General features: G+C 39.7%; 11 protein-coding genes. All 11 read left to right on the plus strand.

Annotated features, from left to right (window positions below; all coding sequences use genetic code 11):
- The first annotated feature begins 10 nt into the window (after positions 1–10).
- The 11 genes from G592_RS0110245 (at position 11) to G592_RS18140 (ending at position 12,818) form a co-directional block, all read left to right on the plus strand.
- Positions 11–1,792 (plus strand): ABC transporter ATP-binding protein, encoded by a 1,782-nt coding sequence (locus tag G592_RS0110245; RefSeq protein ID WP_028247742.1) that lies wholly within the window; start codon positions 11–13, stop codon positions 1,790–1,792.
- Positions 1,789–3,528, plus strand: a complete 1,740-nt coding sequence (locus tag G592_RS0110250) for an ABC transporter ATP-binding protein (RefSeq protein WP_028247743.1) — start codon at positions 1,789–1,791, stop codon at positions 3,526–3,528. Before G592_RS0110245 ends, G592_RS0110250 begins: the two co-directional genes overlap by 4 nt.
- A 101-nt stretch (positions 3,529–3,629) precedes the next feature.
- A complete protein-coding gene (locus tag G592_RS0110255) occupies positions 3,630–7,958 on the plus strand; it encodes an FMN-binding protein (protein WP_028247744.1) in 4,329 nt (1,442 codons plus the stop codon).
- A gap of 142 nt (positions 7,959–8,100) precedes the next feature.
- Positions 8,101–8,313 (plus strand): FeoA family protein, encoded by a 213-nt coding sequence (locus tag G592_RS0110260; RefSeq protein ID WP_028247745.1) that lies wholly within the window; start codon positions 8,101–8,103, stop codon positions 8,311–8,313.
- Positions 8,314–8,331: 18 nt separating this feature from the next.
- Positions 8,332–8,559: a FeoA family protein gene (locus G592_RS0110265; RefSeq protein WP_028247746.1), complete on the plus strand. Its 228-nt coding sequence runs from the start codon at positions 8,332–8,334 to the stop codon at positions 8,557–8,559.
- A 2-nt stretch (positions 8,560–8,561) separates the two neighbouring features.
- Positions 8,562–10,955 carry a ferrous iron transporter B gene (gene feoB, locus G592_RS0110270; RefSeq protein WP_028247747.1) on the plus strand — a complete coding sequence of 798 codons (2,394 nt, stop codon included), beginning with the start codon at positions 8,562–8,564 and terminating at the stop codon, positions 10,953–10,955.
- A 23-nt stretch (positions 10,956–10,978) separates the two neighbouring features.
- Complete coding sequence (locus G592_RS0110275) at positions 10,979–11,158, plus strand: FeoB-associated Cys-rich membrane protein (RefSeq protein WP_028247748.1); 180 nt, start codon at positions 10,979–10,981, stop codon at positions 11,156–11,158.
- Positions 11,159–11,186: 28 nt separating this feature from the next.
- Positions 11,187–11,558: a metal-dependent transcriptional regulator gene (locus G592_RS0110280; RefSeq protein ID WP_028247749.1), complete on the plus strand. Its 372-nt coding sequence runs from the start codon at positions 11,187–11,189 to the stop codon at positions 11,556–11,558.
- 117 nt (positions 11,559–11,675) lie between these two features.
- Complete coding sequence (locus tag G592_RS0110285) at positions 11,676–12,467, plus strand: class I SAM-dependent methyltransferase (RefSeq protein ID WP_028247750.1); 792 nt, start codon at positions 11,676–11,678, stop codon at positions 12,465–12,467.
- An 11-nt stretch (positions 12,468–12,478) separates the two neighbouring features.
- Positions 12,479–12,610: a hypothetical protein gene (locus G592_RS18135; protein ID WP_330365436.1), complete on the plus strand. Its 132-nt coding sequence runs from the start codon at positions 12,479–12,481 to the stop codon at positions 12,608–12,610.
- 25 nt (positions 12,611–12,635) lie between these two features.
- Positions 12,636–12,818 carry a hypothetical protein gene (locus tag G592_RS18140; protein WP_051194868.1) on the plus strand — a complete coding sequence of 61 codons (183 nt, stop codon included), beginning with the start codon at positions 12,636–12,638 and terminating at the stop codon, positions 12,816–12,818.
- The last annotated feature ends 9 nt before the right edge of the window (positions 12,819–12,827 follow it).

Genomic DNA, 12,827 nt, shown 5'->3' on the forward strand with positions numbered 1-12,827 from the left:
GAGAAAAACAATGAAACAGCAAGACAGCAAAGGGGTAATAAAACAATTATTCGTATATGCGAAGAACCACAAGTATCTTACCATTGCCTCATGGATATTGGCAGCTATATCAGCACTTTTAGCGTTGGCGCCATTCTACTACATATGGGCAATTATCAGAGAGGTAATTGAGGTGAGATCTGATTTTTCACAGGCAGTTCACATCAAGGCATATGGCTGGACCGCAGTTGGGATGTCCCTCCTTTCCATGTTGGTATACATAGCGGCTTTGATGTGCTCTCATATTGCTGCCTTTAGAGTTCAGGTAAATATGAGAGTTGCAATGATGGAACATATCATGAAGCTTCCTATGGGATACATTGAGTCGGAGGGAAGTGGAAAGATTAGAAAGATTGTGGCAGATTCAAGCGCTGCTACAGAAACATTTTTGGCTCACTCACTTCCAGATAAAGCAGTAAGCTATGTTACTCCAGTGGGGCTAATCTTTATGCTGGTTTATTTTGATTGGAGAATTGGATTAATTTGTCTCATTCCTGCACTGCTAGCATTTTTATCAATGGGCTTTATGATGGGCGATAAGATGAAAAAGGCTATGGCAGAATATCAGGATGCATTAGGAGAGATGACATCAGAGGCAGTAGAGTATGTAAGAGGTATTCCTGTTGTTAAGACCTTTGGACAGACAGTATTTTCTTTCAAGCGTTTCAAAGAAGCCATTGATAAATATGAGGCATGGACAGTTGGTTATACCACAGCGGTAAGAATTCCTATGACTGCTTTTGTAACCTTGGCAAATGCAGTTTTTGCAGCACTTGTTGCCTGTGTCTTTATCTTTGGTGGAGAGGGTATCGCAAATACGTTTATATTTAACATCCTTTTCTATATTATCATCACACCAATCCTTACAGTCACACTTATGAAGGTGGCTTACTCAGGTGAGAGCGAGATGATTGTAATGGATGCATTAAACAGAATGGATTCTATTCTTGCTGTCGAGCCCCTTCCTGAGGCTAGCAATCCACAGACACCTAAGGATGCAGGCATAGTTCTTGATAATGTTAATTTCTCCTATGATGATAAAAAGGGAAATGCCATTGACGGAATTAGTCTTTCAATTAATCCTGGTGAGCACATCGCATTCGTAGGACCATCTGGTGGTGGAAAGACAACACTTGCTTCACTTATTGCAAGATTCTGGGATGTGAAAAGCGGTTCTATCAAAATCGGGGGCGTGGATGTAAAGGATATTGCTACACCAGACTTGATGCAAAATGTATCCTACGTTTTCCAAGATAGTAAGCTTTTGAAAATGTCTATTTTGGAAAATGTCAGAATGGGGAATCCTAATGCTACTAATGAGCAGGTTGTGCAGGCACTAAAGGATGCCCAGTGTATGGATATCATTGAAAAATTCCCAGAGGGAGTTAACACAATGATTGGAACAGAAGGTGTGTATGTTTCCGGAGGAGAAGCACAACGACTTTCCATTGCAAGAGCATTTTTAAAGAACGCACCAATTCTTATTTTAGATGAGGCTACCGCATTTGCGGATCCAGATAATGAGGCAAAGGTGCAGCAGGCTTTTGCAAATCTTTCTAAGGACAAGACGGTGATTATGATTGCTCACAGACTTTCAACTGTTGTGGATGCAGATAAAATTTGCGTTCTCTCTGGTGGAAAAATTGTAGAAAGCGGTACACATGAAAGTCTTATAAAAGAAGCTGGAATTTACAACCACATGTGGTCAGAGTATAACAAGTCAATCAATTGGAAGGTAGGTAAGGGAGCATGAGATTAGAAGAAAAGTTACAACACAAATATGCCCTTTCTGAAAAAGGTGCAAAGGATATGGTAACAGCATTTGTGGCTTGTACAATTGGAAATCTTGCCCAGATGCTACCAGTAGGAGTTTTGTTTTCATTTTCATCTGATTTGTTAAGTGGAAAATCTCCTGCTGAAAGACCTGTGTTTTACATTGTAGGAATTCTGATTTGCCTTGCAGCAGTATTTATATCTCAGTATTACCAGTACGGTGCAACCTTCTATTCTACATATATAGAAAGTGGCGTTAGAAGACGAAGCCTTGCTGAAAAGCTTAGAAGAATTCCACTTTCCTTCTTTGGGAAAAAGGATTTAGCAGACCTGACTAACACAATCATGATGGATTGTGCAATTATTGAGACGGCTTCATCTCACTGGCTTCCAGAATTGGTTGGCGCCATGATATCTACTGTCATTATCGTAATCAGCTTATTCTTCTTTGACTGGAGAATGGCTCTTGCAGCAGTGTGGGTAGTACCAATTTCATTCTTCATAGTTTTCTATTCCAGAACAATGATGCACAAGCTTAACAGAAAAGGAAGCAGATATAAAGTTGCATGCCTTGATGGAATTCAGGAAGCTTTGGAGACTGTCAGAGATTTAAGAGCATACAATGCACAGGAAGCATACATGGTTGGACTTACAAAAAAGATTAAGGCTGTGGAGACTCACAACATTGTATCCGAGTTTGCTAATGCAGCATTCGTATGTAATGCGCAGATGATTCTAAAATTTGGAATAGGAACTGTAGCGGTTGTTGGATCATCACTTCTTATAAAGGGAGAGATTAACGTAATTACGTTTTTCATGTACCTTCTTGTAGTGTCAAGAATGTATGAACCACTTCAGATTTCATTACAGAATTTTGCAGCACTTATCGCAACAGATACTCAGTGTGAAAGAATGGATGAAATCCTTTCACATCCAGAACAGACAGGCATTTCGCAGTTATCTAATGACGGATATGATATTGAGTTTAAGAACGTTAAGTTCTCCTACGAGGAGGGCGAGGCTGTTCTTCGTGATGTAAGCTTTGTGGCAAAGCAGGGTGAAGTAACAGCACTTATTGGACCATCAGGTGGTGGCAAGACTACAGTGTCAAGACTTGCTGCAAGATTCTGGGACATCGACAGTGGAAAGATTACTGTTGGCGGAATGGATGTATCAAAGATTGATCCAGAAACACTTTTATCAATGTATTCTATCGTTTTCCAGGATGTAACTCTTTTCAATAACTCAGTTTTGGAGAACATCAGAATTGGTAACAAGGATGCAACAGATGAGCAGGTTATGGCAGCAGCAAAGCTTGCCCACTGTGATGAGTTCGTGGAGAAGTTACCTGATGGCTATAACACATTGATTGGTGAGAATGGTTCAGAGTTATCAGGTGGTGAGCGTCAGCGTATTTCCATTGCCAGAGCATTCCTTAAGGATGCACCAATTATTCTTATGGATGAGGCTACAGCGTCCCTTGATGTTGACAATGAATCCCTTATTCAGGAGGCGCTTTCAGCTTTGATTCAGAACAAGACAGTTCTTGTTATTGCCCATCGTATGCGTACAGTAGATGGTGCAGACAAGATTGTTGTTCTGAAAGATGGTATCGTGGCAGAGCAGGGCTCACCTGAGCAGCTTCACGGAACCAAGGGAGTGTATGCTCATATGCTTAATAAGCAGATGGTCACTGATGGGTGGAAATTGGCATAAAAAACTTATTGTAGATTTAACTAACTTGTGTTATTCTTTTGAATTAGCGGTTAGATGTGCATAACTCTAATCAGAAATATAAAACCAAAAGGAGAGCATGTATGAAAAATAAGGGATTATGTAAGCAAGTAAAAGCAGGTGCCTTGGCAGCTGCTTTACTTGTGTCTTCATTTTCCGCAAATGTCGTCGTTTCAGCGGAAGAAATAATTTCTTACGAAGATGGCACCTACACTGGTGTCGCAACTGGCAAGAATGGAGATGTATCCGTTTCAGTCACATTAAAGGATGGAAAGGTGGTAGAAGCATCTGAAGTTTCACAGCAGGAAACCCCAGGGCTATGGGCTAAGGCTACAGCTTTATTTACTACAATAAACGAAAAACAGCCAACCTTTTCGGAGATTGATGAAATAGACGGAATCAGCGGAGCTACTATTAGTTCTAATGCCATAAAGGCTGCAGTAAAGGATGCTTTTTCACAGGCTGAGAAAAAGAGCAATCCTGAAGAGCCGGAGGAACCAGAAAATCCAGGTACTCCAGAGGATCCGGAGAATCCAGAAAACCCAGAGAACCCAACAGACTCTGATGATACTATCAAGGGTGAAGGAACAGAAGAAAATCCTTATCTTATTAGCAATGTGAAGCAGTTAGAGCTTTTTGCCAAGAACGTTGATGAAGGAAATTCATATGCAGGTGAGTATGTAAGTCTTACAAATGATATAACTTTATCGTCTTCACAGAACTTCAATTCTATAGGAACATCTGATGGTTTTGATATTTTTGCCGGAACCTTCGATGGAAATAATTACTCAATTTATAACATGACAATTAATAGTGAAAATGTATCTGACGAAGGTCTTTTCACAGCTTTGAAGGCAGGTGCTGTGGTAAAGAATCTTAAGGTAATGAACGCATCAATCACGGCCACACCAGACTATGGCTTGAATGCAGGTATTATTACTGGAGATTTAAAGAGAACAGCTATAATTTCAAACTGTCAGGTAAGTGGAAAGATTAATGTAAAGTCTGACTCAACGGCTATTTCTGTGGGTGGAATAGCCGGTAACATGATGGTTAAGTCAGAGGTAAAGAGTTGCTATTCTGATGTAGATATCATTGCAGAACTCAATGATGGGGTGATGGCAGATATTGGTGGAATCGCAGGTCTTACCAAGATGAACTCAAAAATAATTGATTCCACTTCAGCAGGAACTATTAGCGCAAAAGGTGATACAAGTGTTAATGCAGGTGGAATCGTTGGTACTGCTATGGGAACTACAGAAAATGTTGTTTCTAAAATGACCATAAAGACAGATGGTACTACTAACACTATAGGTGATGAGTGGAAAAATAAGGATGTAGATTCATCAATCTTTGAAGCAGGAGATGGTTCAAAAGAGAATCCTTATCAGATTTCAAATGTAGAGCAGCTTGTAGCATTTGCAGGATCTTTAGAAGAATCTGTTTTATATGACAATAAGTATGTGGAACTTATGTCGGATATTGATATTTCCGGAATAGATAACTGGGAGCCAGTTGGTGGTAGTCAGTATGCTTTTAATGGAACTTTTGATGGTAAGGGACATACTATTAATGGTTTGAGAGAAGGAACAAAGTCAAATCCAAGAAGACTTAGTAAGAATGTGGACGATTTTTCAAATGCTCTTGGACTCTTTGGAAATATTGGTGTAGACGCTGTTGTTAAGAATTTACATCTTACAAATGTTGCAATTTACGCATATCGTGAAGATGCCTCTTTTGTAGGTGGAATTGTAGGGTATATGCAGGGACTTAGTGACAGTGTTTCTTATAAGGGCGCAGTTATTGATAACTGTTCCGTGCAGGGAACTATTGAATCAACAACTGCTGAAAAGAATGCTTATGTAGGTGGTATAGCAGCCAGACAGTATAAGGGTGCAATCATCAATTGTCATACAGATGTAAGTTTACGTTCAAAGGTAGAGTATGGAGAATCAATTGCTTCAGTTGGTGGAATCGCAGGTATGACAAACAGAGGTCTTGTGGCGAACTGTTACTCTACTGGAACATATTTTGGAAGTATGGCTCGTGATATTGAAAATGAGATAGAAGGTATGTCAGCGGTAGGTGCTATCGTGGGTGTAAATGCCGGAGATTTGGTTAACTGTTATGGTAGAGGTGATACAGAATCAGAGCATTATAGTATTTACACAGGAGCAATTACTGGCTGGGTAACGGGTATCGGTAAAGCATATCAGAGTTATTTCGATATCGAAAAGACAATGAAAATTGCAGGTCGAAAAGAAGCACAGGTTCAGCCTTACGGTACTAAAACAGTTGGTGGTGTAAATGAAGAAGGAGTGGCATACGAAGGTGGTGTAGTAGGAAGCCTTGAGAGTTTCACATCTGAAACATATAGCAAATTGGTAGAAAAGCTTAATTCAAATTTTGAGACCTTTGGAATTGATTTCTCAAAATATGGTTTGATGAATGATTGCTTTAGAAAGTGGAAATTAGAAAACAATATAGTTACTCTTTCAGATGAATTCGTAAATACGATATACCTTCAGCCAGAAGAGGAGAAGGTACCAGTTACTCCTATTGTTATGGGAGATGGAGACTGGTATGGAAGAGATAATGCTGGAAAGGTTACTGTAAAAATTACAGTAAAAAATAATGAGCTTGTTTCAGAAAGTATAATTTCTGGAAGTAAATCTGATTCTGAAAACTATGAGAAGGCTCTTGCACGTGCTAAGGATAAGGCTATCTATGGAGATAGAACAGGTTATGGCCCAGGAGATGAAAAACAGTTTGCAGGAGGTAACGGCACAAAAGAAAGTCCTTATCTAATTTCAAATGAAAAACAGCTTCGATATCTAGCTGAGGCAATTAATGCTGATGAAACATGGGAGGGCAAATACTTTAAGCAGACAGCAGATATAAAGCTTTCTGATAAAGAATGGCTTCCAATAGGATTTGCAATTAAAGCAAAGATTAAGGGTGATCCTATATTGTATTCAGCTTATCCTTTCAGAGGAAACTACGATGGAGATGGTTACACAATTACAGGTTTAACAATTGGAACAAGAAGCAATCCAGCAAGCCAGTACACCGCTGCAATGTTTGGATTTACAGGTGGAGATTACGAGACAAATCTTACATATGGTGATGATACTTTAAAGGTTGAATTAAAGAATATTAACCTTCGTGATATTTATATCAACAATGAGGTTTCTTATGACACATACACAGCAGGTCTTGTAGGTACTGGCCAGAATGGTGTCTTCATAGATAACTGTTCTGTGACAGGTAAGATTTCTGTAAAAGCAGATGATATTGCATCTCGTGGTGCAGGTCTGGCAGCAAGTATGCTTAGAGGCGAGGTTACCAATTGCTATACAGATGTAAGTATCAGAGCAATTACCGAAGAAGGTGATGTTTATGCTGGTGGAATGTTCTCAGTAACAAATCGTATAAACGTATTAAATTGTTATGCTCTTGGTGATGTATATGGTAATGCAAATACAAACAACAAGGTTCACATCGGTGGATTTACAGGAATGGCTGGAGCATTTCAGTACAACTGTTACGCTATGGGAAATGTTACTTCAAATCGCCCAACAGTAGATATTGGTATTATGGACGGCAGAATTGCCAACATAGCCTATGATAGAAATTGCTACTTCAATCAGGATGCAAAAATTATCGAAAATGGTAGCGAGATTAAAGCTGTTTACACTGGCGCAGATGGTACGGGAAGCAGTAAAGATGTTACTTTTGGGAAGCCAAAAGAAGAAATTGGTTCAAAAGACTTTGCTGCCTTGCTTAATGAGAATGTAAAGAATGTAGTCAGCGAACTTGAGACTGCTGATAACGAGCTTGGTGGTATTATGAGTATTTACTACAACAGGGGTGCAGCAGGCCTTAAGAACTGGGGTGTAAAGAACGGTATTGCAGTACTAACAGCCAAAGAAATAAAGAAAGAGGATAACAAGCAATCTGATACTATAAATAGCTCAACTGAAAAATCATCAGAAAGCTCTTCAGATACATCAAATAGAACATCGTCAGCGGTAAGCTCTACAACTAAAATTGCAGAGCTTGGAAATAACAATACAGCTCTTATTCCAGAAGTACAGGTGCCTATGGCAGGAAAAAAGATTACAGCAAAATCTAATGTTAAGTTACAGAATAATGGAAATTCAGAGTCAGTGGTAAAAACAGAATCACTACTTGAAAATGAAGATGATGAATCTGCGGAGGATGCTGTTTCAGAAGGGGCTGAATCAGAAGAGGATGCAAAAGATACAGTTGTTGATATTTCTCCAGAGGTTGTACCAGCTGCAGCAGAGGCAGAATCAAATACTGGAATAATCATTTTTATCATTGTTTTAGTATTGGCAATTTCAGGTGTTGGTGGTGCAATTTTGTTAAGAAGAAAAAACTTTAAATAAATATGCAATTATACTTGACAAGTTAGCACGTGCTAACTATACTTAGTAATGGTTAGTGGTTGTTAGCAACTGCTAACCATATTTTAGGGTATACGGTTAGTATCTACTAATCGAAATTAGATAAATAAAAGCGAGGAAATGTATGATGCCATTGATTTATGCAGAACCAGGGGAACCTCAGATAATTAAAAAAATCGGTGGTAGCCCTGAGGTGAAAAAACATTTGGAACACCTAGGCTTTAACGTAGGCGGAGAGGTTAGCGTAGTGAGTACACTTGGCGAGAATCTTATCGTAAAGGTTAAAGAGAGCAGAGTGGCAGTCAGCGATGAACTGGCTAGAAAAATTATGATCTAGTAAGAGGAGGAATAATCATTGAAAACATTGAGAGATGTAAAAATCGGAGAGACAGCTACTGTTGTAAAGCTACATGGTGAAGGCGCTGTTAAGCGCAGACTTATGGACATGGGTATTACTAAGAATACACCAGTATTCGTTCGCAAGGTTGCACCACTTGGTGACCCAATCGAGGTTACAGTTAGAAACTATGAATTATCACTTCGCAAGGCTGATGCGGAAATGATAGAAGTGGAGGAGAATTAATTATGAGCATAACAATTGCACTTGCAGGTAACCCAAACAGCGGTAAGACCACATTATTCAATGCACTTACAGGTTCAAATCAGTTCGTAGGTAACTGGCCTGGTGTTACAGTTGAGAAAAAGGAAGGTAAGCTTAAGGGACATGATGACGTAGTTATCACTGATCTTCCTGGTATCTACTCGCTTTCACCTTACACTTTGGAAGAAGTTGTTGCCAGAAATTATCTTATCAACGAGCGTCCAGATGCTATCTTAAATATCATCGATGGAACAAACCTTGAGAGAAATCTTTATCTTACAACACAGCTTACAGAGCTTGGTATTCCAGTAGTAGTAGCCGTAAATATGATGGATATCGTTAAGAAAAATGGCGACCAGATTCATATTGATGAGTTATCTCGTCAGTTAGGCTGTAAGGTTGTTGATATATCTGCACTTAAGGGCGACAAGACAGCAGAGGCTGCAGAGGAAGCTATCAAGGCCGCTAAGAATGGCAAGACAGTTCCTCTTCATACATTCTCAGGTCCAGTTGAGCATGCAATCGCTCATATCGAGGAAGCAGTTGTTCACAATCTTCCAGACGAGCAGCAGAGATGGTATGCTATCAAGGTATTCGAGCGTGACGATAAGGTTCTCGAGCAGTTAAATATCCCAGCTGACAAGCTTCAGCATATTGAAAAAGATATCAAGGCTGCTGAAACAGAAATGGATGATGATTCGGAGAGTATTATCACAAATGAGCGTTATGTTTATATCGCTCAGGTAATCAAGTCTTGCTACAAGAAAAAGAACGAAGGCTCTCTTTCAGTATCAGATAAGATTGATAAGGTCGTAACTAACAGATGGCTTGGTCTTCCTATTTTTGCAGCAGTAATGTTTTTAGTTTACTGGATAGCAATGGTAGGTGTAGGCGCACCTGCTACTGATTTTACAAACGATTGTATTTTTGGTGATGGTTTCCACCTCTTCGGTATGGATGGCGGATATGGTGATATCTCAGAAAGCTATGCTGAAGCATCAGCTATCGTTGATGGATATGACGTTTTTGTAGAGGAAAATGGAAGTGCTCCTGTTGATGAGTTCACATACGAAGTAGAGGATGAGGAGACACTTGAAATTTCAGAAGAGACAGCAAGTATTTCTGATTATGAAGCTGCTGTAAAGACTCTTGAAGAAATCGGCGATGAGCCAGATCCATCAGAGTACGGTACATGGGTACCAGGTATTCCTGCTCTTGTTGAGTCAGCACTTGATGCAGCAGGTACTGCTGATTGGCTTAAGGGACTTATCCTTGATGGTATTGTAGCTGGTGTAGGTGCAGTTCTTGGTTTCGTTCCACAGATGCTTGTACTCTTCCTTATGCTTGCATTCCTTGAGGCATGTGGTTACATGGCAAGAATCGCATTCGTTCTTGATAGAGTATTTAGAAAGTTTGGTCTTTCAGGAAAGTCATTCATCCCTATGCTTGTTGGTGTAGGTTGTGGTGTTCCTGGTGTTATGGCCAGCCGTACAATCGAAAACGAGCGTGACAGAAGAATGACAATCATGACAACTACATTTATTCCATGTGGTGCCAAGGTTCCATTCATTGCAATGATTGCCGGAGCTATCTTTGGTGGCTCAGCTTGGGTTTCAACATCAGCATACTTTATTGGTATGGCAGCAATCGTTATCTCAGGCGTAATGCTTAAGAAGACAAAGATGTTCGCAGGCGATCCAGCACCATTCGTTATGGAGCTTCCTGCATATCATATGCCAACACTTGGTAACGTACTTCGTTCAATGTGGGAGCGTGGCTGGTCATTTATCAAAAAGGCTGGTACAATCATTTTACTTTCAACAATCGTTGTTTGGTTTACAAGCTACTTCGGATTCGCAGAGGATGGATTCAGAATGCTTGCAGAGGATGAGCTTGAGTTCTCTATCCTTGCTAAGATTGGTAATGCTATCGCTTGGATCTTCATTCCACTTGGATGGGGTAACTGGCAGGCAGCTGTTGCATCAATCACAGGTCTTGTAGCTAAGGAGAACATCGTAGGTACTATGGGTATCCTTTATGGTGGTGGAGAGTTGACTGCTTGGCAGGCACTTTCACAGGCATTTACAGGTATTACAGGATTCTCATTCCTCGTATTCAATCTCCTTTGTGCACCATGTTTTGCTGCAATCGGTGCTATTAAGCGAGAGATGAACAATGCAACATGGACATGGTTTGCAATCGCATACCAGTGTGGATTCGCTTATGTAGTAGCATTAATGATTACACAGTTTGGAAATGCATTGACAGGTAATGTAAATATTGTTGGTCTTATCGTATCAATTGTATTATTAGCAGGCATTATCTACATGCTTTTCTTCAAGAAGTACAAAGAGGCATCAAAGCTTGAGATTGCTTAGATATAATTAAGAAGGTAATAGATATGATTTCATGGATTACAGAAAATATTGGAACAATAGTTGTTTTAGCAGTGCTTATCTTAATCGTTGCTGGCATTATTCGTTCAATGATTAAGACAAAGAAGCAGGGTGGATCTTCCTGCGGCTGTGGATGTTCAGGATGCAGTGGATGCTCATCTTGTAATTCCACATCATCTAAATAACAGTAGATAAATGTGATTGAGGGACAAAATGAACAAGGCATCAGAGGATTATATCAAAAACATATATATACTTAAGCAAGATAAAGCCCATCTTCATTCTGTTGATTTGGCTAAAGAACTAGGACTTTCCAGAGCCAGTGTTTCCAGAGCCATGTCGAACCTTCGTAAAGACAATATCATCGTCATGAAGGAAGACGGAGAGATTGAGTTCACTATCAAGGGGCAGAAAATCGCAGAAGTGATTATTGATAAGTATGTGACTCTTACCGGATTCCTTCAGGACGTTGCAGGGGTAGACGAGGAGACTGCCAAAGAGGATGCCTGCAAAATCGAGCACTATATTAGTGACGATACATACGCAGGGATTAAGCAGTTTATCATCGCTCATCCTGAGTTGTAAATTTATAAATGAAAATAAGCTATTTGAGATATACCGGTCTTGAATAGCTTTTTTTTAGATGTAGAGTTAGTGTTGACTAACTAGAATCGAATTAACCAAAAAAAGGGAGGACTTGAAATGAAAGCAGATTACAAAAATTGGATGCCACAGGGGATGATTAATGGATTCGCAAGTGCGGCAGTTGTTTGTTGGGTTGTTTTTTGGATTATAAATAATTTTAGTTTAATCACAGCCCAAACAGTAAGAAGTGTAGTGAGTGTAGTGTTACTGATTTTGTGGGTCTTACTAATATTTATGACAGTTTGGATGATTCTTATGCATCGTGCATTTTCCTATAAAGGGAATAGACAGATGTCAAAGCAGATTATCGAAGGAGTTGCTGAGTATGTAAATATTCCTGATGGTGGCAAAGGGCTTGATGTAGGTTGTGGTAGCGGTGCACTTACCATTGCTTGTGCAAAAAGGAATCCTAATGCATCTTTCATGGGTATCGACAGATGGGGTAAGGAATATGCTTCATTTAACAGAAATCTTTGCGAGAACAACGCACAGGCAGAAGGTGTAAGTAATGTAAGCTTCCGACAGGGAGATGCTACAAAGCTTCCATTCGATGATGAAACCTTTGACGTTGTCACAAGCAACTATGTTTATCACAACATCCCTAGTAAGGACAGACAGGCTATTCTTTTAGAAACACTTAGAACCTTGAAAAAGGGGGGCACTTTTGCAATCCATGACATCATGTCTAAGGGAAAATATGGAGATATGAAGGCTTTTGAGAAGAAGCTCAAAGATATGGGCTATGAGGATGTTCAGCTGATAGATACTACAGATGGAAAATTCATGAGTAAATGGGAGTCTACCTGGATGGGGCTTTCAGGATCAACTTTATTGGTGGGAACAAAATAGGAGGATTTTAAATGGGGTTATTTAAGAATTTTGTTAGTCAGACCAGAAAACCTGAAGGATTTTTAGGTCAGATGATGGTAAATGGAATGAATAGTGGGCATGCTAAAATGGCTGATTGGGAAGTGCTTCTCAGAAGTCAATAAAGCGCTTAAGCCAGGTGGAACATTCATGATTGTAAATGAATCAGATGGCACCGATGAAGCCAGCCTTAAGTTTGAGAAAATTATTGATGGTATGACTTGTCATACTGTAACTGAAATAGAAGGTGCACTAAAGGATGCTGGCTTCTCAAAGATTAAAACTGCCCACCATGAAAGCAAACCTTGGATTACTGTGATTGCAGAGAAATGAGGTTGATAT

It is taken from the genome of Pseudobutyrivibrio ruminis CF1b, from assembly GCF_000424005.1.
GTDB classification, from domain to species: Bacteria; Bacillota; Clostridia; order Lachnospirales; family Lachnospiraceae; genus Pseudobutyrivibrio; species Pseudobutyrivibrio ruminis_C.

Excerpts from the sequence above, each read along its gene's own strand:
- G592_RS0110245 (WP_028247742.1), top strand. The coding sequence starts at position 11 with ATGAAACAGCAAGACAGCAAAGGGGTAATAAAACAATTATTCGTATAT.
- G592_RS0110250 (WP_028247743.1), top strand. The coding sequence starts at position 1,789 with ATGAGATTAGAAGAAAAGTTACAACACAAATATGCCCTTTCTGAAAAA.
- G592_RS0110255 (WP_028247744.1), top strand. The coding sequence starts at position 3,630 with ATGAAAAATAAGGGATTATGTAAGCAAGTAAAAGCAGGTGCCTTGGCA.
- G592_RS0110260 (WP_028247745.1), top strand. The coding sequence starts at position 8,101 with ATGATGCCATTGATTTATGCAGAACCAGGGGAACCTCAGATAATTAAA.
- feoB (WP_028247747.1), top strand. The coding sequence starts at position 8,562 with ATGAGCATAACAATTGCACTTGCAGGTAACCCAAACAGCGGTAAGACC.
- G592_RS0110275 (WP_028247748.1), top strand. The coding sequence starts at position 10,979 with ATGATTTCATGGATTACAGAAAATATTGGAACAATAGTTGTTTTAGCA.
- G592_RS0110280 (WP_028247749.1), top strand. The coding sequence starts at position 11,187 with ATGAACAAGGCATCAGAGGATTATATCAAAAACATATATATACTTAAG.
- G592_RS0110285 (WP_028247750.1), top strand. The coding sequence starts at position 11,676 with ATGAAAGCAGATTACAAAAATTGGATGCCACAGGGGATGATTAATGGA.
- G592_RS18135 (WP_330365436.1), top strand. The coding sequence starts at position 12,479 with ATGGGGTTATTTAAGAATTTTGTTAGTCAGACCAGAAAACCTGAAGGA.
- G592_RS18140 (WP_051194868.1), top strand. The coding sequence starts at position 12,636 with ATGATTGTAAATGAATCAGATGGCACCGATGAAGCCAGCCTTAAGTTT.